Source organism: Streptomyces sp. WM6372 (assembly GCF_001279655.1).
GTDB lineage: Bacteria > Actinomycetota > Actinomycetes > Streptomycetales > Streptomycetaceae > Streptomyces.
Genome location: NZ_LGDB01000238.1, coordinates 71,903 through 95,959 on the forward strand (window position 1 = coordinate 71,903; position 24,057 = coordinate 95,959).

Here is a 24,057-nt window from a genome sequence, read left to right on the forward strand (position 1 = left end):
TCCCTCAGCCCTGGCTCAGCACCTGGAAGGGGACGGTGTCGTGGTAGTTCGCCATGTAGGCGATCTTTCCGTCCACGATCCGGAAGAAGTTCATGACCTCGGCCTCGATCGCCTCGCCGGAGGCGCTGACGGCGCTGAGGTGGGAGACGGCCGCGGCCTTCTCCCCGTCGACGAGGAAGTGCACGGGCTCGTTCCGGAAGACGCGGTACATCGTCCCCATGCCCTTCATCATCGAGCGCAGGAGCTCCAGGCCCTCGATGTGTCCGGCGAGCTGCTCGTCCATGACCTGGTCGTCGGCGAACAGGTCGCACCAGCGGTCCCAGTCCCCCGCGTTGGCGTACTCGTAGTACTTCTCAAGGATCTGTCGTGCGTCCACAGCGCTCATCGCGCTCCTCCCCCTATCGGTCCCGACGGGTTCCGTCGGGCGCGAACGGCGCCCAGAACTGGCTGAACGCGGTCGCCGAGTCCCCGAAGAGCCCGTCGCGGCCCTCGATGATCCGGCCGTCCCGCCACCGCATGAAGTGGAAGACGGGGTAGTCCATCCGCTCGTACGGGGACTGGCTGTCCCGGTCCGCGCCGTCGCGCACGGCGACGTTGCGGCAGACGTCGGCGCTGCAGTCCTCCCCGACGAGGACCGCCTCGATGTCCATCCGGAAGGTGCCGCCGGTGAGCTTGTGGGTCTGCCCCATCAGCTCCAGGAAGGCGTCCAGGCTCTCGTACCAGCCGGCCAGCGGGTGACTGCCCGGCACCAGCCAGCGCAGGTCCTCGGAGTAGTACTCCAGGATGCGGGCCCGGTCGCCGGAGCCGAGGGCGGCGTACGCCGCCTCGACCCGCTCCCGTGTCACTTCGGTCATCGTCGCTTCTCCTTCGCCTGAGCCTGCGCCCGCGCCCGCGCTCAGAGCGAGCCGGAACCGGGCATCGGGGCCAGGTCGTTGACGGTGTACTGCTTGATCAGCGGTCCGTCGGGACCGGCCACGACCGTCCAGGTCTGGTCGGCGTCGAAGCCGAGCCACTCGCTGCGGGCGGCCGGCGGGTCCCAGATCTTGGCCTGCCAGTTGACCAGGACCCGGACGATGGCCCGGTCGCCCTCGATGACGGGCTCCACCTTCGTGACGGTGTGGACCTCGTCGAAGAAGCGGTTCGTGACGGCCCCGTACCAGCGGCCGAAGCCCTGGTGTCCGAGGAAGGTGTCCTCGGGGACCTTGAACTCCAGGTCCTCCGTGATGAGGGGGAGCACCCGGTCCAGCGGAAGGTGCTGGTCCAGGGCCACGTACCAGTTCTCCGCGAAGGTGCGGATCGCTTCCTCGGTCAGCCGCTCGGCGGGCATGCGGTCTCCTCCTGTCCGTGGTGGTGTGCGGTGCGGTGGGTCGCCGCGGTGCGGTGCGGCGGTGCGGCGGTGTGTCGCGGGCCCGCGTCAGATCTGTACGTCGACGAGGAACGGTCCGGGGTGGTCGAGCATCCGGGCCACGGCGGCGACCGCCTCGTCCGGCTTCTCCACCCGCATCCCCTCGGCGCCGAGCGCCCGCGCCAGGCCGGCGAAGTCGATCTCGGGGTGGGAGAGGTCGAAGGAGCCCGGGAACCCGTGCTCCGGGATGTCCCGCTCCCGCCAGTACTGGGCGATGTTGTCGTCCAGCAGCCGGTACTTGCGGTTGTTGCAGACCACGAACTTGGCGTCGATGCCGTGCCGGACCGCGGTCCACAGCGCCTGGTACGTGTACATCGAGCCGCCGTCGCCCGCGAAGCCGACGACCAGCCGGTCCGGACGGGCCAGCTTGGCGCCGACCGCCCCCGGGAAGCCCACCCCGAGCGAACCGCCCCGGGTGAGGTGGTAGTCGCCGGGGCGCTCCGGCGGCAGGTACCGGGTGACCAGCGGCGAGGTGGTCAGCGCCTCGTCGAAGACGATCAGGTCCCCGCCGGTGCGCTCGGCCAGGGTCCGCAGGAAGACGGCCATCGGCGTGCCGTCCTGCTCGGTGTCCCCGCCCCTGGCGGACAGCGCCCGCTCCCGGGTGCGGGCGTCGAGCCGGGCGGCCGCGGCCGCCCGCCGCTGCGGGCTCAGCCGGCGCTCCAGTACGCCGGCCAGCGCGCGCAGGGCCTGTTTCGGGTCGGCCGCCAGGCCCAGGTCCACCGGGTGGTTCTTGGCGATCTCGTACGCGTTCAGGTCGATGTGGACGACCTTGGCGCCGGCCCGGAAGGGGTTCTCCAGCTCGGGGAACACCTCCGGGAAGACGTAGGTGCCGACGATCAGCACCCCGTCCGCGCCGGCCACGAGCTCCTTGCTGTGCGGGCCGAACATGTGGCCGCTCTGGCCGCGGCGCAGCGGGTGCGAGGCCGCGATGTTCACCTCGGAGGAGTCGACCTCGTACACGTCGGCGCCCAGCAGTTCGGCTACGGCGGCGAGTTCGCGCTGGGCCCCGGAGAGGGAGACCCCGTCCCCGACGAGGATCACGGGCCGCTCCGCGGAGGCGAGCAGCTCGGCCGCCCGCCCCACCGAGGCCGGTGAGGGCGCCACGTCCGTGAGCGGCACCGCGGCGGGCAGGACGGGCTCGGAGTTCAGCTCGTCCAGCACGTCCATCGGCAGCGCCACGAAGACCGGGCCGCGCGGCGGGGTCAGGGCTATCTTGACCGCCCGCCGGATGGTGCGCAGTACGGAGTGCCGGTCGGTGACCCGGGTCGCGTACTTCGTCACCGGCTTCGCCATCGCCACCAGGTCGGACGCCATCTGGGCGTCCATGGCGTCGTAGCGGACCCCGGCGTCGCCGGCGACCACGACGAGCGGCGTGTGGCCGCGCAGCGACTGGTAGAGCATCCCGATGCCGTTGCCCAGCCCCACCCCGGAGTGCAGCTGGAGCAGGGCCGCGCCGCCGGTGGCCCGGGCGTAGCCGTCGGCGATGCCGGCGGCCACGGTCTCCTGGAGGGCGAGGACGTAGTGGAAGTCCTCCGCCGCGTCCACCGCGTCGAGGAATCCCTGTTCCACCGTCCCCGGATTTCCGAACATCACCTTCAGGCCGTCGGCCTTGAACTGCTCGATCAGCCTTTCCCGTCCGGGAGTGGCTTCCATGATTCCCCCTACCACCCGTAACGGGTGAGACCGTCCTCCAGGACTTCCACGATCTTCTGCCCCGTCAGATATGAATCAGGGGTGGAACGGCCGGTCACGAACGGGTAGTCGACGATCACCGAAAGCGGGTGGCCGAAATTCCCGTGATACGCGCCGCGCGGCCCGGTGGCATCGCGCAGGATGTACTCCAGCGGGTACGGGGGCGGACCCATGTTGAAGTCGGTACCGAGGAATCCGGTGCCGTCCTTGTAGTCGTACTCCTTGCAGTGGCCGGTCACGTGCTTGCCCCAGATGATGCTCTTGCGGTCGCCCCAGTCGCGGGCGAAGGCCAGGCAGGCCACGCCGTAGCACTCGGCGGCCACGACCTTGCCGGCGTTCTTGAAGGCCAGGATCAGCGCGTGGACGCGCTCGTTGTTGGCGAGGTCGACGATGGGGCCGCTGCCGCCGACGATGAGGAGCGCGTCGTAGCCGGCGATGTCGGCCTCCAGCTTCTCCAGATCGCGGTGGTACTGCTCCAGCTTGCGCAGGTAGCCCTCGTCGCTCGTGTACGGGCGCTCGGGCGCCCACGCCTCGATGTCGAGCGGCGTGTCCAGCCGGCTCGACTGCTCGAACTCCCGCCCCAGCCGGGCGTTCTCCTCGGTGGTGACCGAGCGTCCCAGTGGAGGGTCGATGAAGTTCGCGTCGAGGCTCGGCGGAAGAGCGTGCGGACGCTTTCCGGTCGGCGTGGCGAATACGACTTCGTAGCCCCGCTCGTCGAACTTCGAAACGGGGCCTATCAGTTCTTCGGCCCAGTAACCGTGTTCGGAGACAATGACCAGAATCTTTCTGCTCACGGATTCCTCCAGGCGCCGCCTGTTGTCGTTGGCCTGACCCACACTGCTTGTGCCCGAGGGCTGCGTCAAAGCGCCCGTATGCGACTTCATGAGGTGGGAGGGCAGGTCGCGGGGGCACCTCAGGTAGTCGCTTCCGGAGGTCATGAAGTAGCCGCGAGACTTCATGACATCGGCCGAATCACTGAACCATTACGGGGGCACCGCCCTATGGTCTGGACGCGCCGTGAATCACGGGTGCGCGAAGGATCGAGGAGAGGGACGGGGACGATGACGACGGACCTGTTGTGCACACACATCGATCAGATACGTCCGGTGAAACCAGGCACCGAGGGCTGCGAGGAGTGCCTCGCCCTGGGCGACAGCTGGGTGCACCTGAGGATGTGCCTCAGCTGCGGGCACGTCGGATGCTGCGACTCCTCCAAGAACCGCCACGCCACCAAGCACTACCGCACCACCGAGCACCCCATCGCCGCCTCGCACGAGCCCGGCGAGGCGTGGGCCTGGTGCTACGCCGACAAGCTGATGCTGGACGCGGCGTGAGTGCGGCCCCGGAGAGCGCCACCGCCCCCGCCACGGCGGCCGCGGCCGAGCGCGCCGAGAGCAGGAAGCCCGTCATCCTGGCCGTGGACGACGATCCGCAGGTGCTGCGGGCCGTCCGCCGCGACCTGCGCAGCGCGTACGGCGACCGCTACCGGGTCCTCGGCGCCTCCTCCGCCGCCGACGCCCTCAAGATCCTGGACTCCCTCGACGAGCGCGGCCACGACCCGGCGCTGTTCCTCGTGGACCAGCGGATGCCCGACGTGACCGGCGTCGAGTTCCTCCTGGAGGCCGTCAGCCGCTTCCCGGACGCCCGCCGCGTGCTGCTCACGGCGTACGCGGAGACGGACGCGGCGATCACCGCCATCAACCGGGTCCGGCTCGACTACTACCTGCTCAAGCCGTGGGACCCGCCGCACGAGCGGCTCTTCCCGGTCCTGGACGACCTGCTCTCCGACTGGCTGGCCACCTACCGCCCCGCCTACGACGGCATCATCGTCGCCGGGCACCTCGTCGCCCCCGGCACGCACGCCGTCCGGGACTTCTTCACCCGCAACGGCCAGCCGTTCCGCTTCCTGAACGTGGAGCGCGACCCCGAGGCGCTGACCCTGATCGCCGCCCAGCCCGACGCGGTGCTGCCCCTCGTCCGCTTCCCGGACGGGGCGGTGCTCTCCGCGCCGTCCGACACCGAGCTCGCCCAGCGCCTCGGCCTGGCCACCACCGCCTCGCGCCCGCACTACGAGTGCGTCATCGTCGGCGCGGGCCCCGCGGGTCTGGCGGCCGGGGTCTACGCGGCCTCGGAGGGCCTCTCGACGCTGATGCTGGACTCCCGCGCCCCGGGCGGCCAGGCGGGCACCTCCAGCCTGATCGAGAACTACCTGGGTTTCCCCTCGGGCCTCTCCGGCGGCGACCTGACCCGCCGGGCCACCATCCAGGCCTCCCGCTTCGGCGCCGAGATCCTGCACCCGGTGGAGGTGGTCTCGCTGACCCGGGACGACCCGGCGAAGATCCTGACCCTGGCCGACGGCACGGAGATCAGCGCCGAGACGGTGCTGCTGGCCACCGGGGTCTCGTACAACCGTCTGGAGGCGCCCGGCGCCGACCGCTTCGAGGGCGCGGGGCTCTACTACGGCGCGGCGACGACGGAGAGCTCGGCGTGCATCTCCCAGCACGTGTTCATCGTGGGCGGTGCGAACTCGGCCGGCCAGGCGGCGGTGCACTTCGCCAAGTACGCGGCCAGGGTGACCATCCTGGTCCGCGCCGAGTCCCTGGACGCGAGCATGTCCCGCTACCTGATCGACGAGATCGACCGCACCCCGAACATCGAGGTCAAGGTCCGTACGACGGTGGTCCGGCTGGACGGCAACGAGCACCTGGAGCGGCTGACCCTGCACGACGCGACGACGGGCGAGGACACCGAGGTCCCGGCCCGGTTCATGTTCACCTTCATCGGCGCCCGCCCGTACACGGACTGGCTGTCGGGCGTGGTCGAGCGCGACGAGTACGGCTTCGTGCTCACCGGGTCCGACCTGATCGCGAACGGCGGGGAGCTCCCGGAGGAGTGGAGCCTGGAGCGCGCCCCGTACCCGCTGGAGACGAGCGTCCCCGGCGTCTTCGCGGCCGGCGACGTACGGGCCCACTCGGTCAAGCGCGTGGCCTCGGGCGTGGGCGAGGGGGCGATGGCGGTCTCGCTGATCCACCGGTACCGCTCGATGGGCTGAGAGCGAACACGAATCGCTTGCGATCAAGCGCGCGTCGGATGCAACGTTGATTACATGATTACAGCCGAGCAGAGCGAGCAGCTTCGCACGTGGTTCGCGGACCGCCTTCCGGTGGACGTGTACGAGTCCCTGGTCGACGTGTCGGTCGACCGCGAGGAGATCACGGTCGTCGGCACCATCCCGGCGACCGAGTCCGTCAAGGAGTTCCGCGAGCGGACCCGTGAACAGCGCATCGAGGTCGCGCGGGAGGCGGAGGAGCTCTACCGCCGCAAGGTCGCCTGGGCCGTCCAGTCCGGCGACGACCGCGTCCTGTTCACGCACCTGGCGGTCCCGGTGATGACGCGCCTGCGCCAGCCGGAGCGCAAGGTCCTCGACACCCTGGTGGCGGGCGGCGTCGCCCGCAGCCGGGCCGACGCCCTCGCCTGGTGCGTCCGCCTCGTCGGCCGCAACACGGACGAGTGGCTGACCGAGCTCCGCGACTCGCTGGCCAAGGTCCAGCAGGTCCGCGCGGCCGGCCCCGACGTCGCGGAGGCCTCCGAGACGGCGGACTCCAAGAAGTCTGAGTCGGAATGACGAAAGTCCTCCCCACCGGGGCATGATCACGCAAGTCTGACAGCGAGCCGACCGGCACCCGATCACAGGGAGAGGCACGCCCCATGACCACCACCGTCGAATACATCCGCTACCGGATCGCATTGGACGACCAGCAGGCCTTCGAGGACTCCTACCGGCAGGCCGCGGAGGCCCTGGCCGCGTCACCCGAGTGCATCGACTACGAGCTGGCCCGCTGCGAGGAGGAGAACGACCGGGAGCGCTACATCCTCCGCATCCGCTGGACGTCGGTCGACGCCCACCTCAACGGATTCCGCAAGGGCGAGCACTTCCCGGCGTTCTTCAGCGCGATCCGCCCGTACGTGAAGGCCATCGAGGAGATGCAGCACTACCGCGTCACCGACGTGGCCGGCCCCGGAAAGGCCGCGCCCCAGTCATGAGCACCACACCCGGCACCACTCCCACCATCTACGAGTGGATGGGCGGGGCGGAGGCGATGAACCGCCTCACCGACGCCTTCTACGCGCACGCCCTGGAGGACGAGATCCTGGCCCCGGTCTTCGCGGGTATGGACTCGGAGCACCCCCAGCACGTCGCCGTCTGGCTGTCGGAGGTCTTCGGCGGCCCGGCGCAGTACACGGCCCACCACGGCGGCCACCAGCACATGGCCACCAAGCACCTGGGCCGCGGCATCACCGAGAAGCAGCGCCGCCGCTGGGTGGACCTGCTGATGGACACGGCGGACGAGGTCGGCCTTCCGGCGGACCCCGAATTCCGTGCGGTGTTCGCGTACTACATCGAGTGGGGCACCCGCATGGCCCTGATCTACTCGGGCCCCAATCCCCCACCGGTGGACGCGGCCAAGATCCCGGTCTGGTCCTGGGGCCAAACGCCCCCGTGGATCCCGAAGGGCTAGTGCCCCGAGCAAGGGCTGGTTCCCTGTGTGTGCGTGGGGGGGTGGGGCGAAGCCCCGCCCCCCACCGTCACGTCCGGTCCACCCGAGGCGCCCCGGGGCCGCGCCGCCGCGGTTCAGCGACCGGACGGCTCGCCCGGGGCGCCCTCGGAGGACCCGCCCGGCTCCTCGGCGAGCAGCACGGTCACGTCCCCCTCGGCGCGCTCGCGCCAGAACGCGACGGCCTGCTCCAGGATCTCCTGTAAGGTCTCCCAGTCCCCCGGCCGCGCCCGCGCGTACGAGCTCCAGGACGTCACCGCCACCAACCGCCCCGGCGCCTGCGGCAGCCACGACAGGTCGATCAGCGCATCGGCCAACGCGTCCCAGTTCCCGCCGAACCAGGACGGCACCCGCAGCGCCGCCCCCCAGCGCCGCATCAGCTCGGCCTTGCTGTGCACACCGGCCAGGTCCACCCGGAGCATCGTCCAGCCCGCTTCCTCGGCGGCGGCCAGCGCCGGCCCGAGCGGCCGCGGATCCAGGGTCATCGCAGGACCGCCTTGAAGGTGTCGTAGTGGTCGTCCGTGTAGTAGAACTCCCCACCCTCACCGGTCACGATCCGCCGCGCCCCGCGGTCCCGCTCACCCGGCGTCTTCACCGTGAACTCGTGGTAGTACCCGCGCTTCTGCTTCGGGAGGACCTTCTCGAAGTTCCCGAACACGGTCCCGTCCTGCCGGTACGGATACGGCCCGCCCTTGTCGATGAGCACGAGCGCGTCCCGCGCCTGCGCCGGCAGCGCGTCCGCCCGTACGGTCGCCATCCCCCTGGCCCAGACGGGCGGCGCGGAAACGGCGGCGGAACCCGGTACGGAAGCCGGCGCCGAGGCGGCGGCGGACGGCGCGGCCTTCTCCCCACCACACCCCGCCACGCCGGCCAGCGCAGCGCACAGGAACACCGCCCCCACGACCAGACGCAGCAACGACCGGGGCACGTCCCTGAAGATCATGCACCGATCGTGCCAAATATCCGATTCGCCCGCACATCGCGCCGCACATCGCGCGGTGACGGTAACCGCGGCGGCGACAGCCTCAGAGCGCGGACATCTTGGTGTACGGACTCAGGATTCTCTTCTGGACCGACCCGAAGTCGACCAGGACAGCGATCCCCTCCTCGATACCGACGACACGGCCGAGGCCGTGCTCATCGTGAGAGACCCGGTCGCCGACGCTGAACTGCCGGAGCGGCGGTTCCACGGGGGCCTTGAACGGGCTGGACGGCAAATGGCGGCGAGGTACTGCTGACTTTGTCATTGAGACCAGTATGCGCCCCGCAGGCCCCCGCACGGGCCGCCGTTCGGATCTCAATTGCGGCACCATCCGCCCCGCGGCCGGGCAGGGCCCGCGCCGGAGCCGGGCACGGCGGCGGCGCGGCGGCAGCGCACACGCTCCGCGAAAGAATCCGGAGGGACTCAGTCGTCCGGGTCGGCCCGCTCCAGTGCCGGCCGCAGTCCCGGCTCCGACTCGGTGAGCAGGTAGTCCGCGACCGCGGTGTCGGTGACCAGGCTGGTCACCAGCCCGGACCGGAGCACCGCCCCGATCGCGGACGCCTTGCGCAGCCCGCCCGCGATGGCCACGACCTCCGGGATCCGCCGCAGCCGGTCCGCCTCGACGGTGATGCAGCGCTCGCCGAGGTCCCGCCCGACGCGCCGCCCCTCGGCGTCGAACAGGTGGGCGGACATCTCGGCCGCGACGCCGAGCGAGGCGTAGTGCGCCCGCTCCTCGTCGGTGAGCATGTCGTGGACGGTCGAGATGCCCGGCTCCCACGACCCGATCGAGACCGCGGCGACGGTCACCTTGTCGAAGTACTCGAAGGCCCGGGCGATCCCCGTCTGGCTCCGCAGCGCGGCCGCGGTCGCCGGATCGGGGAGCAGCATCGGCGCGTAGATCGGGTGCGCGTCGCCGCCCGAGACCTGGGCGGCCCGCCGTACGGCCTCCACGGACCCGCGTTCGGCCGTACCGGCGTCGTACACGCCCGTCAGCTGCACCACGGTGCACTGCGGCAGCCGGTGCAGGGAGGCGGCCATGTGGATGGTCGACCGCCCCCAGGCCAGGCCCAGTACGTCGCCCTCGTTGACGAGCTCGCCGAGCAGGTCGGCGGCGACCGCGCCCAGGTTCTCCGGATCCGGCGCGTCCTCGGTCGCGTCGGCCGGGGACTCGACCACCACCGCGTGCCGGAGCCCGTACCGGGCCCGCAGCGCGTCGGACCGCTCCGCGTCGAGCTCGGCCGGCACCCGGATCTCGATCCGTACGAGGTCGCGCTCGAGGGCGGTCTCCAGGACCCGGGCCACCTTGAAGCGGCTCACGCCGAACTCCTCGGCGATCTGGATCTTGGACTTGCCCTCCAGGTAGAAGCGGCGCGCCATGGCCGCCGCCTGCACCAGCTCCGCGGGTCCCATCCGCAGGGCTGACCGTCCCGCCGACATTGCAGACACCGCGTTCTCCTCACTGCTGTTCACACTCTCGACTCGCCGTTCATCCTGTCAGATCCGGCGGCCGTTGATCAGCCTGGACAGCTCCCGTTCACCGAGCTGTTCACCAACTCTCGTTTCAGTGGTCGCAAGCCCAGGGCGCCGCGGCGATCGCGACGTCCGCCTGCTCCCGCAGGGTACGTACGGCCGCGGCCGGGTCGACCGCCCCGTAGACCGCGCTTCCCGCGACGAACACGTCGGCGCCGGCCTCCGCGCACCGCTCGATCGTCGTGGCCGAGACCCCGCCGTCGACCTGGAGCCACAGCTCCAGGCCGTGCTTGGCGATGAGCTCCCGGGTACGGCGGATCTTGGGGAGCATGATGTCGAGAAAGGGCTGGCCGCCGAAGCCGGGCTCGACCGTCATGATCAGCAGCATGTCGAGCTCGGGGAGGATGTCCTCGTACTGCTCGATCGGGGTGGCGGGCTTGAGCGCCATGGACGCCCGCGCCCCCTTGGCCCGGATCTCCCGCGCGAGCCGCACGGGCGCGGCGGCGGCCTCGGCGTGGAAGGTGACCGATCCGGCGCCGGCCTCGACGTACTGCGGGGCCCAGCGGTCCGGGTTCTCGATCATGAGGTGGAGGTCCAGCGGGATGTCCGTGGCGCGGCTCAGGGATTCCACGATGGGCATGCCGAGGGTGAGGTTCGGGACGAAATGGTTGTCCATGACATCGACATGCAGCCAGTCGGCCCCCTCGACGGCCTTCGCCTCCTCGGCGAGTCGGGCGAAGTCGGCGGACAGGATGCTGGGATAAATCTGAGCGGCCATGCCCCAAGCCTGCCATGCCGTGGCGCAGTTCCGGCCACGACCCCGGAACTGAGGACAGACGTAGCAACCCTTAACCAACACCGGAGAACAATCAACACATTCTTATGGATCGCCACCGGCGTGATCCGCGGCGGTGTGTTCGAGGATCGCGGGGACGATCATCGCCCAGTCGGCCCGCTCGACCCCGTGTCCGGCGTCCTCCAGGACCAGGAGCCTCCCTGCGGGGATCCGCTCCGCGAGCGCCTCGCCGTGCGGCAGCGGGAACATCGGATCGGCGCTCCCGTGGATCACGAGCGTGGGCACGGCGATCGAGGACAGGGGCGCGGACGGGAGCTCGCCGTCCGGGAGCGCGTCGTGGTTGCGGACCGCGGCGTAATCGTGCGCGCGCTCGACGTCGCGCCGGACGAGGGCGCGGGCGGCGGCCTCGTCGAACGGGCGCCGGCCGCCCGCGAGCACGCGCGCGTAGGCGACCTGGTACTCGACCACCGATCCGGCGTCCGCCCAGTCGACGTGCGCGGCGGAGACGAACCGCACGAACTCCGCGGTGGGCGGCGCCGGCGCGCGGTCACCGCCGGGGACGGCCGAGGACGTGCTGATCAGGACGAGGGACAGGACGCGGTCGCCGTGGCCGAGCGCGAGCAGCTGCGCGAGCGCCCCTCCGGCGGAGACGCCCACGACGTGCGCGGCCGCGATGCCGTACGCGTCGAGCACCCGGGCGGCGTCGCCGACCAGGTCCGCGCCGGTGTACCCGGGACGGCCCGGCTCGTAGGTGACGGACCGGCCGGTGTCGCGGTGGTCGTACCGGATCACGAAGCGCCCGCCCGCGGCGAGCATCCGGCAGAACTCCTCGTCCCACCAGAGCATCGAAGCCCCCGTCCCCATGACGAGCAGGACGGGCGGACGGGCCGGATCCCCGAAGGACTCCGTGCACAGCCGGACGCCATCGGCCTCGACCACGCGCTCGGCCATGGTCGCCGCTCCGCTACCCCGTGCGGCGGATCAGTGCCAGGTACATCGCGTCCGTCCCGTGCAGGTGCGGCCACAGCTGTACGTCCGGGCCGTCGCCCAGGGCCGGAACGCCCGCCATGTACGGCCTGGCGTCGATCAGTTCGGCGTCCACCGGCGAGGCGCCCGCGCCGCGGCCGCGCAGGACGTCGTCCACGACGACCCGGGTCTCGGCCAGGTGCGGCGAGCACGTCGCGTAGCCCACGACCCCGCCCACCCGGACCGCCGACAGCGCCTCGCGCAGCAGCGCGCGCTGGAGCGGGGCGAAGCCCTCCAGGTCCTCCGGGCGCCGCCGCCACCGGGCCTCCGGGCGGCGGCGCAGCGCGCCCAGCCCGGAGCAGGGGACGTCCATCAGGACCCGGTCGAAGGAGCCCGGGCGCCACGGCGGCCGGGTGCCGTCCGCCGCGATGACCTGGTACGGGCCGGGGTTGCCGGCCAGGGCGCGCTCCACGAGCCGTGCCCGGTGCGGCTGCTTCTCGGAGGCCAGCAGGAACGCCCCGCGCTGCGCCGCCAGGGCGCCCAGCAGGGCCGCCTTGCCGCCGGGCCCCGCGCACCCGTCCAGCCAGCGCTCGTCGCGCCCCTCGACCGGCGCGGCCGCGAGGGCCATCGCCACCAGCTGGCTGCCCTCGTCCTGGACGCCCGCGCGCCCCTCGCGGACCGCCTCCAGCGCGCCCGGTTCGCCGCCCTCGGCCATGCGCACGGCATACGGCGACCAGCGCCCCGGCAGCGCCGAGTCCTCGCCGACCGCCGTCAGCAGCTCCTCGGTCGTGGACCGCCCGGGCCGCGCCACCAGGGTGACCTCGGGCCGCTCGTTGTCGGCTTCGAGGAGGTCCTCGATACCGGCCCGGCCGCCGCCGAGGGCGTCCCACAGGGCGCTGACGACCCACCTCGGGTGCGAGTGGTACACCGCGAGGTGCTCCTCGGCGTCCTCCTCGTACGGCGGGGCCACCAGCTCCAGCCAGCCGTCCAGGTCGTGCGCGGCGATCTTGCGCAGGACGGCGTTCACGAACTTGGCGCGCCCGTCCCCGAGCACCACCCGGGCCAGCTCCACGCTGGCCGACACCGCCGCGTGCGTCGGGATCCGGGTCCCCAGCAGCTGGTGGGCGCCGAGCGAGAGCACGTCCAGCACCGGCGGGTCCACCTCCCGCAGCGGCCGGTCGATGCAGGCCTTGATGACCGCGTCGTACGTGCCCTGACGGCGCAGCGTCCCGTAGACGAGCTCGGTGGCCAGCGCCGCGTCCCGCGCCTCGAAGCCCTCGTTCTGGCGGGCCTTGCGCAGCAGCGGGGGCAGGACGAGGTTCGCGTACGCGTCGCGCTCGTCCACCGCCCGCAGGGCCTCGAAGGCCAGGAGGCGGACGGGGTCCTTCTTGGGGCGGCGGTACGGCTTGGCCTGCCGCTGGCCTGCGGCGCTGCGCGGGGGACGGGACTGATCGCTCACGTGAAAGGTGCTCCGGGTTTACGGGGTCTGCGAGGTGGTGCCGACGTACGGGGTGCCGCCGGCGGCGGGCCGGTGCCCGGCGGGGACACCGGTACGCCGGTACGGATCAGCCTACGTCCGCGGCGCCGAGGCGCTCGCCGGGAGCGATCCGCACCCCGCGGGCCCAGTCGGCGCCGCGCATCGGCTTCTTGCCCTGGGGCTGCACCCAGAGCAGCTCCACGGCGTGCGAGCCGGTGCCGACGTACACGTTGTTCTTGCCCGGGGCGAGCTCGCCGGGCGCCAGGTCCGTGCGGTCGGTGACCAGCCCGACGGAGATCAGCTTGAGCCGCTCCCCGCGGAAGACGGTCCACGCGCCGGGCGCGGGCGTGCAGCCGCGCACCACGCGGTCGGCGCGCATCGCCGGGGCCTTCCAGTCGACGCGGGCGTCCTCGACGGTGATCTTGGGGGCGAGCGAGATGCCGTCGGCGGGCTGCTCGACGGCGCGCAGGGTGCCGTCCTCGATGCCGTCCATGGTGGCGGCCAGCAGGCCGGAGCCGGCGAAGGCGAGCCGGGTCAGCAGGTCGCCGCTGGTGTCGGTGGGGCGGATCTCCTCGGTCAGGTGCCCGTAGACGGGTCCGGTGTCCAGGCCCTCCTCGATGAGGAAGGTGGACGCGCCGGTGACCTGGTCGCCCCCCATGATCGAGTGCTGGACGGGGGCGGCCCCGCGCCACGCGGGCAGCAGCGAGAAGTGCAGGTTGACCCAGCCGTGCCGGGGGATCTCCAGGGCGCTCTTGGGAATCAGCGCGCCGTACGCGACGACCGGGCAGCAGTCCGGGCCGATCTCGCGCAGCCGGGCCTGGAACTCCGGGTCGCGCGGCCGTACGGGCTTGAGGATCTCGATGCCGGCCTCTTCGGCGCGCTCGGCGACCGGGCTGGCGACGAGCCGGCGGCCGCGGCCGGCCGGTGCGTCGGGCCGGGTGATCACGGCGGCGACCTCGTGCCGCCCGGAGGCGATGAGGGCGTCCAGGGCGGGCACGGCGACCTCGGGGGTGCCTGCGAAGACGAGCTTCACTGGGGTCCTACCTCGCTATCTCGGCTGTCAGCAGCGCACCAGTCTATGGTCCCGGCGCCGCCCGGGCCGCCCGGCCCGATGGGCGGGCACCTCGGGGCCTGTCCGGGGCCGCCGAGGGGTACCGGACGGCCCGTCAGGGGGCGTACGCACACACGCGCGCCTCTCGCATATGCCGACACGCCCCCGGTGCGTGACTTCAGTGCCGTTTGGCGCGTTGGTCAAGAGAGATTGACCGAAACCGGGCCGCGCGATGAGATCGGTGTCTGCGGCCCGATCCGCTCTTCAGCACCGGTTCGAGAGGCTTCTTCATGGCCGACCACGCCACCCACGACGCCCAAGCACGGGCCAGCCTGCACCTCTTGGTGCGGGACATCGAGCGGGTTCGCCGGCAGGTGGATGCTCTGCGTACGCTCACCGCCCAGCTCGGCAATGTGTACCGCCCGCGCCGCTCCGGTCCCTCCACGGGCTTCGTCGTCTATGGCCGGGCGCCCGCGCCCACCGTCCGCCTCGCGCAGGAGCTGCGGGACAGCGTCGAGACGCTGGTGACCGCAGCGGTGGACTTCGACCGCTCGCTCGGCTTCTCGTGGGACGCGGTGGGTTCCGCGCTCGGGGTCACCAAGCAGGCCGTGCACCGGCGGTACGGGGCCCGGCGGGCCCAGGCCGCCGAGTCCGCGGAGCCGCTGGCCGAGGGCGCGACGACGCGGCCCCTCGGGCCGCTGCCCACGGTCCCGGCGGCCCGCTCGGTGCCGCCGCAGCCGCTGCGCGAGGAGCCCCAGGCCGCGGCCTCGTCCCGCTCCGCGACCGCCTTCCCGGGCCCCCGCAACGCCGACCCGTCCCGGGTGATCCACAACGGCTGATCAGTCGCCGGCCGCCGGGACGCCGACCCTCCGACGGCCGGCCTGACGCCGTACCCCACCCCGCCCCCGGCGGAACGACCCCCGCGGCCGTCCCGCCGGGGGCGTTCGGCTGCCCGCCCGCCGCGGACTCCCCGGGGTGTCCGCTAGCCGATGTCCGGCGGGTCGATCCGGACGCGGACCGCCTCCGCCGCCGGGACCCCGCGGGCCAGCCGGGCCGCCTGGGCCGACTTCAGGGCGGCCGCCAGCGCGGCCCCGCTGCCGGGCGGGACGCGGACCAGGGCCCGCTCCCCCGGTGAGGGCTCCCCGCGCCGCCCCGGCACCGGGACCGGGCCCAGTACCTCCGCGTCCGGCGGCAGCCCGGCTCCGGCCAGGAAGGCCTCCACCGCCTCGCCCCGGCCGGCCACCGCCGCCATCCGCGAGACCGGCGGGAACCCGAGCTGGGCCCGCTCCGCGAGCTCCCGTACGGCGTGGCCCACCGGGTCCCACCGCACGAGGGCCTGGACAGGCCGCAGCGTCGGCTCCGCGACCACGACGACCTGCCCCTCCCCCCGGACCAGCGAGGCGGCCGCGATCCACCGGCGCAGCGCGTCCTCCCCGGCCCGCAGGTCGGGCCGGGTCAGCATCGCCCAGCCGTCCAGCAGCAGCGCCGCCGCGTACCCGGCGCCGGCCGCGACCGGCTCGGCTCCCGGGGTGCACACCACCAGCGCGGGCCGGTCCGGCACCTCGTCCAGGATGTGGTCGCGCCCCGAAGTCCGTACGGGCACGGCCGGGAAGGCCCGCCCGAGCTCCTCGGCCGTCCGCCGGGCGCCCACCACCTGGGCGCGCAGCCGGAACGACCCGCACTCCTCGCAGTGCCAGGCGCTCTCCTGCCGCCCGCACCAGCCGCAGTGCAGTTCCCGCGCGTCGGGGGCCTCCAGCGGCCCCGCGCAGACCGTGCAGCGGGCAGGAGCGCGGCACCGCTCGCACGCCAAGCGCGGCGCATAGCCGCGCCGGGGTACCTGGACGAGCACGGGCCCGGACTTCAGCCCCTCCCGTACGGTCTCCCAGGCCAGGCTCGGCAGCCGGGCGGCGCGGGCCGCCTCGTCCCGGGCCAGGAGTTCGTCGCCCACGGTCCGGATCCGGGGCGCGCAGGCCCGTACCGTCTCGCGGTCGGCGACGAGCGGCCGCGCCCAGCCCGTCTCGACCAGCTGGGCGGCCTCCACGGTGCAACTGGTGCTGCCGGCCAGGAATCCGCAGCCGTCGCCGACGGCGCGCAGCTCCAGCACCTCCCGTACGTGCGGGAAGGGCGCGTGGTCGTCGGAGTGGCTGGAGTCGCCGTCGTCCCAGATGGCGACCAGCCCGAGGTCCCGTACGGGCGCGAACATCGCGGCCCGGGTGCCGATGACGGCCCGCACCGAGCCCCGGTGCACGGCGAGCCACTGGCGGTAGCGCTTCTCGGGGCCGGACTCGGCGGTCAGCAGCGCGTGCCGCCCCTCGCCGAGCAGGGCGGTCAGCGCCGCGTCGACCCGGGCCGCGGTGCGTCCGTCGGGCAGGACGGCGAGGGCACCGCGGCCGGAGGCGAGGGTGGCGGCCATGGCCCGGGCCAGCTCGTCGGCCCAGCCGGGGCCAGGCAGGGCGGTCCACACGGCGCGGGGCGCGCCGCCCGTGGCCAGTGCCCGCAGGAAGGCGGGGCCGGAGCCGTACCGCGCCCAGCCGCCCGGTTCGGGCGCGGCGGGCGGGGGCAGCGGCTCGGGCGAGGGCTTGGCCTCGGCGCGGGCGCTGCGTGCGGGCAGGGCGAGCTGGAGCACGTCGGCCAGGCTGCCGGCGTACCGGTCGGCGACGGCCCGGGCCAGGGCCAGCATGCCGGGGGTGAGCACGACCTCGCGCGAGACGACGTGGGCGAGGGCGGCCAGGGCTCCGTTGTAGTCGGATTCGGCGCGGCGCTCGACGATGAACCCGTCGATGAGGCCGCCGCCCTCGCGGCGGCCGCCGTGCACCTGGTGGGAGCCGGCGCCGAAGCGGACCCGGACGCGGACGCCGGGCTGGGCGGCCTCGGAGAGCTCCTCGGGAACGGCGTAGTCCCAGAGCTGGTCGAGGTGGAGCACGCCCTTGTTGACGAGGATCCGGGCGACCGGCAGCTCTTCGGCGAGCGCGGCGCCGCGCCAGGTGCGCGGTTTGGCCTTGGGCGCCTTGGCCTTCGCCTCGGCGACCATCTCCCGCATCAGCGCGAGCTGCTCCGGCGGGGCGCCGGCGGCGCCCGTCGGCTCGGATTCGTTCTCGCTGCTCACAGCTGCATTCTTACCAAACGGCACCGACAGCGGGAGCCGCTGCGCGGGCCGGGGGGCTCCCCTGGGCGGCGGCGGGCGTTGCCGTCCTTCAACAGCCGGGCCCGAGCCCGGCTCCGGAGGAAGCCGTCGCCCCGCGCACCGGGAGGGCGTCGCCACGCTGGCGGGCGGGCGCCTGGGGCGCCGACGCATGACGGCCCCGGACCGCGAGGTCCGGGGCCGTACGGCTGCGTACGCGCGGTACGCGGGGGTCCTACAGGCCGGCGGCCGTGCGCAGCGCGTCCACGCGGTCGGTGCGCTCCCAGGTGAAGTCCGGCAGCTCGCGGCCGAAGTGGCCGTACGCGGCGGTCTGGGCGTAGATCGGGCGCAGCAGGTCGAGGTCGCGGATGATCGCGGCCGGGCGGAGGTCGAAGACCTGGCCGATCGCGTCCTCGATCTTCTGGACCTCCACCTTGGCGGTGCCGAAGGTCTCGACGAAGAGACCGACGGGCTCGGCCTTGCCGATGGCGTACGCGACCTGGACCTCGCAGCGCGAGGCGAGACCGGCGGCGACCACGTTCTTGGCGACCCAGCGCATGGCGTACGCGGCGGAGCGGTCGACCTTGGACGGGTCCTTGCCCGAGAAGGCGCCGCCGCCGTGGCGGGCCATGCCGCCGTACGTGTCGATGATGATCTTGCGGCCGGTGAGGCCGGCGTCGCCCATCGGGCCGCCGATCTCGAAGCGGCCGGTCGGGTTGACCAGCAGGCGGTAGCCCTCGGTGTCGAGCTTGATGCCGTCCTCGACGAGCTGGGCGAGCACGTGCTCGACGACGAACTCGCGGATGTCCGGGGCGAGCAGCGAGTCCAGGTCGATGTCCGAGGCGTGCTGCGAGGACACGACGACGGTGTCGAGGCGGACGGCCTTGTCCCCGTCGTACTCGATGGTGACCTGGGTCTTGCCGTCGGGACGCAGGTACGGGATGGTCCCGTTCTTGCGGACCTCGGACAGGCGGCGCGAGAGCCGGTGCGCGATGTGGATCGGGAGCGGCATGAGCTCGGGGGTCTCGTCGCACGCGTAGCCGAACATCAGGCCCTGGTCGCCGGCACCCTGCTTGTCGAGCTCGTCCTCGTCGCCCTCGACCCGCTTCTCGTACGCGGTGTCGACGCCCTGCGCGATGTCCGGGGACTGCGCGCCGATGGACACCGACACGCCACAGGAGGCGCCGTCGAAGCCCTTCTTCGAGGAGTCGTAGCCGATCTCGAGGATCTTGTCGCGGACGAGCTGCGCGATCGGCGCGTACGCCTTCGTCGTCACCTCACCGGCGATGTGGACGAGACCGGTGGTGATGAGGGTCTCCACGGCCACACGCGAGGTCGGGTCCTCGGTGAGAAGTGCGTCGAGGATCGTGTCGCTGATCTGGTCAGCGATCTTGTCGGGGTGACCCTCGGTGACGGACTCCGAGGTGAACAGGCGACGGGACACAACGCTCCCTGGGGTTGCAGCGGCTGCTGGCTGATCATTTGGCGGAACCACACCGGGAGCTGCGCCCGATCACGTTCCGAATGCAGTTTATCGGTCGCCACCGTTTGCCGGACCACCTGTCTCGCCCAATGGGAGCCATGTGACCTGCGGCACTCCATTCTGGCTCATGGAATCCGCTACGAGAAGAGCCGTCGCTCAGGCGCGTCGGGTGGCGAGTCGCGGGGAGATCCGGTCCCAAATCGCCTCGGCCAGAGCTTCCTTCGGACCGTAGGGAACCGGGGTCTCCGTCCCATCGGAGGAGAGGATGACCGCTTCGTTCTCCTCCGAACCGAAGGTCTTGGCTTCGCCGACCTCGTTCACGACGAGAAGATCACACCCCTTGCGGAGCAGTTTGGCCCGGCCGTTCGCGAGCACGTCGTCCGTTTCGGCGGCGAAACCGACCACGACCTGGCCTTCCCGGGCCCGGTCGGCCGAGATCTCCGCGAGGACGTCGGGGTTGCGCACCAACGCCACCGGGGCCGGATCCTGCCCGTCCTTTTTCTTGATCTTGCCGCTCGCGTACTCGGCCGGCCGGAAGTCGGCCACGGCCGCGGCCATCACCACCGCGTCGGCGTCGGCCGCCGCCTTGAGCACGGCCTCGCGCAGCTGCACGGCCGTCCCGACCCGTACGACGTCCACCCCGGCCGGGTCGGCCAGGGCGGTGTTGGCCGCGACGAGGGTGACCCGGGCACCGCGGGCGACGGCGGTGCGGGCCAGTGCGTAGCCCTGCTTGCCGGAGGAGCGGTTGCCGAGGAAGCGGACCGGGTCGAGCGGCTCCCGCGTACCGCCCGCGCTGATCACCACGTGCCGGCCGGCCAGATCGGGCTCGGCCGTCCCGTCCGCGAGTGCGCGCCGCAGGACGCTGCGGCACACCTCGAAGATCTCCTCAGGGTCGGGCAGCCGTCCCTTGCCGGTGTCCTTGCCGGTGAGCCGGCCGACGGCGGGCTCGATGACGACCGCGCCGCGGCGGCGCAGCGTGGCCACGTTCTCCTGGGTGGCGGGGTGCTCCCACATCTCGGTGTGCATGGCGGGGGCGAACACCACCGGGCAGCGCGCGGTGAGCAGCGTATTGGTGAGCAGGTCGTCGGCGAGGCCGTGGGCGGCCTTGGCCAGCATGTCGGCGGTGGCGGGGGCGACGACGACGAGGTCGGCGCCCTGCCCGATGCGGACGTGCGGGACCTCGTGGACGGTCTCCCAGACCTCGGTGCCCGCCGGGTTCCCGGAGAGTGCGGCCCAGGTGGCCTCGCCCACGAAGTTCAGGGACGCCGCCGTGGGGACGACCCGTACCTCGTGCCCGGACTCGGTGAGCCGGCGCAGCAGCTCGCACGCCTTGTACGCGGCGATCCCGCCGCTGACTCCGAGCACGACCTTCGGCTTACCCACCACACACGCCCCTTCGCTGATCGTCGTACGTGTCTATGACACACCACAGGCCCGGCAGATGTTCTGCCGGGCCTGTGGTGAAAGGAATTCTCGGTGCCTTACTGGGCCGGGGCCTCGATGGCCTCGGAGGTCAGCAGACCCGCGTTGATCTCGCGCAGCGCGATCGAAAGCGGCTTCTCGTGGACGTGGGTGTCCACCAGCGGGCCGACGTACTCGAGCAGGCCCTCACCGAGCTGCGAGTAGTACGCGTTGATCTGACGCGCGCGCTTGGCCGCGTAGATCACGAGGCTGTACTTCGAGTCCGTGGCCTCGAGCAGCTCGTCGATCGGCGGGTTGATGATGCCCTCGGGCGCAGTGATGGAAGAGGACACGCTCTACCTTCCGAAGAATGGGTGAATGATCAAGCATTGATCGAAATGAACATCGATCAACGATCAGACAACTTCCATCAAGGCTAGCAGCTCGCGCGCCACGTCCTCGACGGAGGTGTTGACCAGGGTGGTGTCGAACTCGGACTCGGCAGCGAGCTCGACCTTGGCGGTCTCCAGCCTGCGCTGGATGACCTCGGGCGATTCGGTGCCGCGGCCGGTGAGCCGGCGCACCAGCTCGTCCCAGCTCGGCGGGGCGAGGAAGACGAGCTGCGCCTCGGGCATGGACTCGCGGACGAGTCGCGCGCCCTGGAGGTCGATCTCCAGGAGAACGGGCTCGCCGTTCTCCAGTCGCTCCACCACCGCGCCGCGCGGTGTGCCGTAGCGGTTGCCCGCGAATTCGGCCCACTCCAGCAGCTCGCCGTTGGCGATCAGCTTGTCGAACTCGTCGTCGTTGACGAAGAAGTAGTGGATTCCGTGTCGCTCACCGGGCCGCGGCTTGCGGGTGGTGGCCGACACCGAGAGCCATACCTCGGGGTGGACCTTGCGCATATGCGCGACGACCGTGCTCTTGCCGACCCCCGAGGGGCCGGAGAGCACGGTCAGCCGCGGACGAACCTCTGCTGCCATAGAGCGATTATCCAGGTTCTCGGGACTGCCTGAGAACGCCGGGAGAACTTCAGGCAACGCGTCAGCCGGCAGGAGTGCCGAACTCACGCTCCAGAGACGCGATCTGGTTGGAACCGAGACCTCGGACACGCCGGGACTCGGAGATGCCGAGGCGCTCCATGATCTGCTTGGCGCGGACCTTGCCCACGCCAGGCAGGGACTCCAGCAGGGCGGAGACCTTCATCTTGCCGATGACGTCGTTCTCCTGGCCCGTCTTGATGACCTCTTGGAGCGAGGCGCCGGAGTGCTTGAGTCGATTCTTCACCTCGGCCCGCTCCCGGCGAGCCGCGGCGGCCTTTTCGAGCGCGGCTGCGCGCTGTTCAGGGGTAAGGGGCGGAAGAGCCACGCCTACGTCACCTCGGATGTCGAACTGTCGGATACGGACCGGTGGGGAACCCTAGGGCGCCACACCAGGCGAATGCCCGAACAGCGGTGGAACTCGTTCGCTGCTCGTCACTCTGATCGGAGACTAGCGGCCAACACCGCTCCAGTCAGCGAGAACGGACGAAAAGTCCTGGTCAGCCTCCACTGAACCGTACATCACGGACAAATCACCCCGGTTTTGTCCGGGGAAAGACGTTCGATTTTCGTCAGACCGTACGACGTGCGGTGCGGCCGGACCTCCCGGCCGCACTCCCGAACCGGCTCAGGCGGAGACCGCCGCGCGGATTTCGTCCGCGAACCGGGTGGCCGAGGCGCGCAGGGCGGCGGCGTCCGGACCGTGCTTCAGGACGCCCCGCGAGACGTTCGGGACCACATTGCGGACGGCCGCGCCGAAGACCGCCGGGAGGTCGGCCGCCGTCGCGCCCTGCGCACCGATGCCGGGGGCCAGCAGCGGACCGTTGATGTCCAGGTCGAAGGAGGACAGGTCGCCGAGCGTGGCGCCGACCACCGCTCCGAAGGAGCCCATCGGCTCGGCGCCCGCGTTCTCCGCGGCGAGGTGCGCGAGCATCGTCGCGCCGATCGTGCGGCCGTCCTCGCGCACCGCGCGCTGGACCTCCGCGCCCTCCGGGTTCGAGGTGAGGGCGAGGACGAAGAGTCCGGCGCCCGAGCGGCGGGCCAGCTCCACCGCCGGCTCCAGCGAGCCGTAGCCCAGGTACGGGGAGACCGTCAGGGCGTCGGAGAACAGCGGGGAGGAGGGCTCCAGGAAGGTCTGGGCGTACGCGGCCATGGTCGAGCCGATGTCCCCGCGCTTGGCGTCCATCACGACCAGCGTGCCGGCGGCGCGCGCGTCGGCCACGGTCCGCTCCAGCACCGCGATGCCCTTCGAGCCGAAGCGCTCGAAGAAGGCCGCCTGCGGCTTGAAGACGGCCACCGAGTCGGCCAGCGCCTCGACGACCGTGCGGGAGAACTTCTCCAGGCCCGCGATGTCGTCGTTCAGGCCCCAGGACGAGAGGAGGGCCGCGTGCGGGTCGATGCCCACGCACAGCGGGCCGCGCGCGTCCATCGCCGCGCGCAGGCGGGTGCCGAAGGGGGTCACGGGGGTCTCGGTCACTGCATGGCCTTCCGGGTTTCGGCGCCGACGGCCTCGGCGAGGGTCGCGTACGGGCTGACGGCCAGGCGCGCGGCCAGGCCCTTGTGGATCGCGCGGGCGTAGAACGGTCCCTCGTAGATGAACGCGCTGTACCCCTGGATCAGGGTGGCGCCGGCCAGGATCCGCTGCCAGGCGTCCTCGGCGTTCTCGATGCCCCCGACGCCCACCAGCACCAGGCGGTCGCCCACCCGGGCGTACAGGCGGCGCAGGACCTCCAGGGAGCGCTCCTTGACCGGGGCGCCGGACAGGCCGCCGGTCTCCTTCACGAGGTCCGGGGCGGACTTCAGGCCCAGCCCCTCGCGCGCGATGGTGGTGTTGGTCGCGATGATGCCGTCCAGGCCGAGCTCCAGCGCGAGGTCGGCGACCGCGTCGACGTCCTCGTCCGCGAGGTCCGGGGCGATCTTGACGAGCAGCGGGACCCGGCGGTCGGTCACCGTGCGGTCCGCGGCCTCCCGTACGGCCGTCAGGAGCGGGCGCAGGGACTCGGTGGCCTGGAGGTTGCGCAGGCCCGGCGTGTTCGGCGAGGAGACGTTCACGACCAGGTAGTCCGCGTGGCGGGCCAGGCGCTCGGTGGAGGCGACGTAGTCCGCCACCGCCTCCTCCTCCGGCACGACCTTGGTCTTGCCGATGTTGACGCCCACGACCGTGTTGAAGACCGGCACGCGGGCCGCCAGGCGGGCCGCCACGGCCGCCGAGCCCTCGTTGTTGAATCCCATGCGGTTGATCAGCGCGCGGTCCGGCACGAGCCGGAACAGCCGCTTCTTGGGGTTGCCCGGCTGCGCCTGCGCCGTGACCGTGCCGATCTCGATGTGGTCGAAGCCGAGCATCGACATGCCGTCGATGGCGACGGCGTTCTTGTCGAAGCCCGCCGCGAGGCCGAAGGGGCCGTGCATGCGCAGCCCGAGCGCCTCGGTGCGCAGCTCCTTGTGGCGGGGAGCGAGGGCCGCGGCGGCGAAGGTGCGCAGCACGGGGGTGCGGGCCGCGAGCCGGATCCAGCGGAAGGCCAGGTAGTGGGCCTGCTCCGGGTCCATCCGCTTGAAGACCAGGTCGAAGAAGAGTTTGTACATGTCGAGAAGATCCCTTGTGCGCTCATGACGAGGGGGA

At 72.2% G+C, this 24,057-nt stretch carries 27 protein-coding genes; 6 read left to right on the top strand and 21 right to left on the bottom strand.

All coding sequences use genetic code 11. From position 1 onward, the window contains the following. Window positions 1–4 precede the first annotated feature (4 nt). The 5 genes from ADK52_RS35615 to ADK52_RS35635 all read right to left on the bottom strand — a co-directional run bounded on the left by ADK52_RS35615 (window position 5) and on the right by ADK52_RS35635 (window position 3,891). Window positions 5–385, bottom strand: a complete 381-nt coding sequence (locus ADK52_RS35615; protein WP_078988852.1) for a nuclear transport factor 2 family protein — start codon at window positions 383–385, stop codon at window positions 5–7. A gap of 13 nt (window positions 386–398) precedes the next feature. Continuing rightward, the gene (locus tag ADK52_RS35620) at window positions 399–854 is read right to left on the bottom strand and encodes a nuclear transport factor 2 family protein (RefSeq protein WP_053693986.1); all 456 of its coding nucleotides are present in this window, start codon (window positions 852–854) and stop codon (window positions 399–401) included. A gap of 41 nt (window positions 855–895) precedes the next feature. Continuing rightward, window positions 896–1,327, bottom strand: a complete 432-nt coding sequence (locus tag ADK52_RS35625; protein ID WP_053693987.1) for a nuclear transport factor 2 family protein — start codon at window positions 1,325–1,327, stop codon at window positions 896–898. An 87-nt stretch (window positions 1,328–1,414) separates the two neighbouring features. After that, on the bottom strand, window positions 1,415–3,058 hold the full coding sequence (locus ADK52_RS35630; RefSeq protein ID WP_053693988.1) for a thiamine pyrophosphate-binding protein: 1,644 nt from the start codon (window positions 3,056–3,058) through the stop codon (window positions 1,415–1,417). An 8-nt stretch (window positions 3,059–3,066) separates the two neighbouring features. Next, window positions 3,067–3,891, bottom strand: coding sequence for a type 1 glutamine amidotransferase domain-containing protein (locus ADK52_RS35635; RefSeq protein ID WP_053693989.1), 825 nt, complete (start codon window positions 3,889–3,891; stop codon window positions 3,067–3,069). Between the two features lie 267 nt (window positions 3,892–4,158). Between ADK52_RS35635 and ADK52_RS35640 the strand changes: the two genes are divergently transcribed. The 5 genes from ADK52_RS35640 (at window position 4,159) to ADK52_RS44875 (ending at window position 7,617) form a co-directional block, all read left to right on the top strand. Further along, a complete protein-coding gene (locus ADK52_RS35640) occupies window positions 4,159–4,431 on the top strand; it encodes a UBP-type zinc finger domain-containing protein (RefSeq protein ID WP_053693990.1) in 273 nt (90 codons plus the stop codon). Further along, on the top strand, window positions 4,428–6,149 hold the full coding sequence (locus ADK52_RS35645; protein ID WP_078988854.1) for an FAD-dependent oxidoreductase: 1,722 nt from the start codon (window positions 4,428–4,430) through the stop codon (window positions 6,147–6,149). Before ADK52_RS35640 ends, ADK52_RS35645 begins: the two co-directional genes overlap by 4 nt. A gap of 54 nt (window positions 6,150–6,203) precedes the next feature. Further along, the gene (locus tag ADK52_RS35650; protein ID WP_053693991.1) at window positions 6,204–6,722 is read left to right on the top strand and encodes a hypothetical protein; all 519 of its coding nucleotides are present in this window, start codon (window positions 6,204–6,206) and stop codon (window positions 6,720–6,722) included. An 83-nt stretch (window positions 6,723–6,805) separates the two neighbouring features. Further along, complete coding sequence (locus ADK52_RS44870; RefSeq protein WP_030157498.1) at window positions 6,806–7,141, top strand: putative quinol monooxygenase; 336 nt, start codon at window positions 6,806–6,808, stop codon at window positions 7,139–7,141. Next, entirely contained in the window at window positions 7,138–7,617 is a 480-nt protein-coding gene (locus ADK52_RS44875) for a group II truncated hemoglobin (RefSeq protein WP_324615955.1), read from the top strand. The genes ADK52_RS44870 and ADK52_RS44875 overlap by 4 nt, the downstream gene beginning before the upstream one ends. 113 nt (window positions 7,618–7,730) lie before the next feature. On the opposite strand, the gene ADK52_RS35660 is transcribed toward ADK52_RS44875, so the two are convergent. From ADK52_RS35660 to fmt, 8 genes are all read right to left on the bottom strand, one after another. Next, a complete protein-coding gene (locus ADK52_RS35660; protein ID WP_053693992.1) occupies window positions 7,731–8,138 on the bottom strand; it encodes a barstar family protein in 408 nt (135 codons plus the stop codon). Further along, on the bottom strand, window positions 8,135–8,596 hold the full coding sequence (locus ADK52_RS35665) for a ribonuclease domain-containing protein (RefSeq protein ID WP_053693993.1): 462 nt from the start codon (window positions 8,594–8,596) through the stop codon (window positions 8,135–8,137). Before ADK52_RS35665 ends, ADK52_RS35660 begins: the two co-directional genes overlap by 4 nt. 82 nt (window positions 8,597–8,678) lie before the next feature. Continuing rightward, window positions 8,679–8,900, bottom strand: a complete 222-nt coding sequence (locus tag ADK52_RS35670) for a CarD family transcriptional regulator (protein ID WP_030157491.1) — start codon at window positions 8,898–8,900, stop codon at window positions 8,679–8,681. A gap of 158 nt (window positions 8,901–9,058) precedes the next feature. Then, entirely contained in the window at window positions 9,059–10,072 is a 1,014-nt protein-coding gene (locus tag ADK52_RS35675; RefSeq protein WP_053693994.1) for a sugar-binding transcriptional regulator, read from the bottom strand. Window positions 10,073–10,196: 124 nt separating this feature from the next. Next, window positions 10,197–10,883 (bottom strand): ribulose-phosphate 3-epimerase, encoded by a 687-nt coding sequence (gene rpe / locus ADK52_RS35680; protein ID WP_053693995.1) that lies wholly within the window; start codon window positions 10,881–10,883, stop codon window positions 10,197–10,199. A 102-nt stretch (window positions 10,884–10,985) separates the two neighbouring features. Further along, window positions 10,986–11,852 (bottom strand): alpha/beta fold hydrolase, encoded by an 867-nt coding sequence (locus ADK52_RS35685; protein WP_053693996.1) that lies wholly within the window; start codon window positions 11,850–11,852, stop codon window positions 10,986–10,988. A gap of 13 nt (window positions 11,853–11,865) precedes the next feature. Beyond that, entirely contained in the window at window positions 11,866–13,326 is a 1,461-nt protein-coding gene (locus ADK52_RS35690; RefSeq protein WP_053693997.1) for an RsmB/NOP family class I SAM-dependent RNA methyltransferase, read from the bottom strand. Window positions 13,327–13,432: 106 nt separating this feature from the next. Continuing rightward, window positions 13,433–14,377: a methionyl-tRNA formyltransferase gene (gene fmt, locus ADK52_RS35695; RefSeq protein ID WP_053693998.1), complete on the bottom strand. Its 945-nt coding sequence runs from the start codon at window positions 14,375–14,377 to the stop codon at window positions 13,433–13,435. A 308-nt stretch (window positions 14,378–14,685) separates the two neighbouring features. Here fmt and ADK52_RS35700 point away from each other — a divergent pair, with 308 nt between their 5' ends. Next, window positions 14,686–15,234: a hypothetical protein gene (locus tag ADK52_RS35700; protein ID WP_053693999.1), complete on the top strand. Its 549-nt coding sequence runs from the start codon at window positions 14,686–14,688 to the stop codon at window positions 15,232–15,234. A gap of 143 nt (window positions 15,235–15,377) precedes the next feature. Here the strand turns inward: ADK52_RS35700 and ADK52_RS35705 are convergent, their stop codons facing one another. The 8 genes from ADK52_RS35705 to ADK52_RS35740 all read right to left on the bottom strand — a co-directional run bounded on the left by ADK52_RS35705 (window position 15,378) and on the right by ADK52_RS35740 (window position 24,020). Next, window positions 15,378–17,501, bottom strand: coding sequence for a primosomal protein N' (locus ADK52_RS35705; RefSeq protein ID WP_053694000.1), 2,124 nt, complete (start codon window positions 17,499–17,501; stop codon window positions 15,378–15,380). 250 nt (window positions 17,502–17,751) lie between these two features. Next, the gene (gene metK / locus ADK52_RS35710; protein ID WP_030157476.1) at window positions 17,752–18,960 is read right to left on the bottom strand and encodes a methionine adenosyltransferase; all 1,209 of its coding nucleotides are present in this window, start codon (window positions 18,958–18,960) and stop codon (window positions 17,752–17,754) included. Window positions 18,961–19,155: 195 nt separating this feature from the next. Next, window positions 19,156–20,382 carry a bifunctional phosphopantothenoylcysteine decarboxylase/phosphopantothenate--cysteine ligase CoaBC gene (coaBC, locus tag ADK52_RS35715; RefSeq protein ID WP_053694072.1) on the bottom strand — a complete coding sequence of 409 codons (1,227 nt, stop codon included), beginning with the start codon at window positions 20,380–20,382 and terminating at the stop codon, window positions 19,156–19,158. Window positions 20,383–20,480: 98 nt separating this feature from the next. After that, a complete protein-coding gene (gene rpoZ / locus ADK52_RS35720) occupies window positions 20,481–20,753 on the bottom strand; it encodes a DNA-directed RNA polymerase subunit omega (protein WP_004948662.1) in 273 nt (90 codons plus the stop codon). 63 nt (window positions 20,754–20,816) lie between these two features. Beyond that, window positions 20,817–21,380, bottom strand: coding sequence for a guanylate kinase (gmk, locus tag ADK52_RS35725; RefSeq protein WP_053694001.1), 564 nt, complete (start codon window positions 21,378–21,380; stop codon window positions 20,817–20,819). Window positions 21,381–21,441: 61 nt separating this feature from the next. After that, the gene (locus ADK52_RS35730; RefSeq protein ID WP_008740406.1) at window positions 21,442–21,765 is read right to left on the bottom strand and encodes an integration host factor; all 324 of its coding nucleotides are present in this window, start codon (window positions 21,763–21,765) and stop codon (window positions 21,442–21,444) included. Between the two features lie 300 nt (window positions 21,766–22,065). Continuing rightward, window positions 22,066–22,914, bottom strand: coding sequence for an orotidine-5'-phosphate decarboxylase (gene pyrF, locus ADK52_RS35735; protein WP_267887317.1), 849 nt, complete (start codon window positions 22,912–22,914; stop codon window positions 22,066–22,068). Then, on the bottom strand, window positions 22,911–24,020 hold the full coding sequence (locus ADK52_RS35740; protein ID WP_053694002.1) for a quinone-dependent dihydroorotate dehydrogenase: 1,110 nt from the start codon (window positions 24,018–24,020) through the stop codon (window positions 22,911–22,913). Before ADK52_RS35740 ends, pyrF begins: the two co-directional genes overlap by 4 nt. Window positions 24,021–24,057 lie beyond the last annotated feature (37 nt).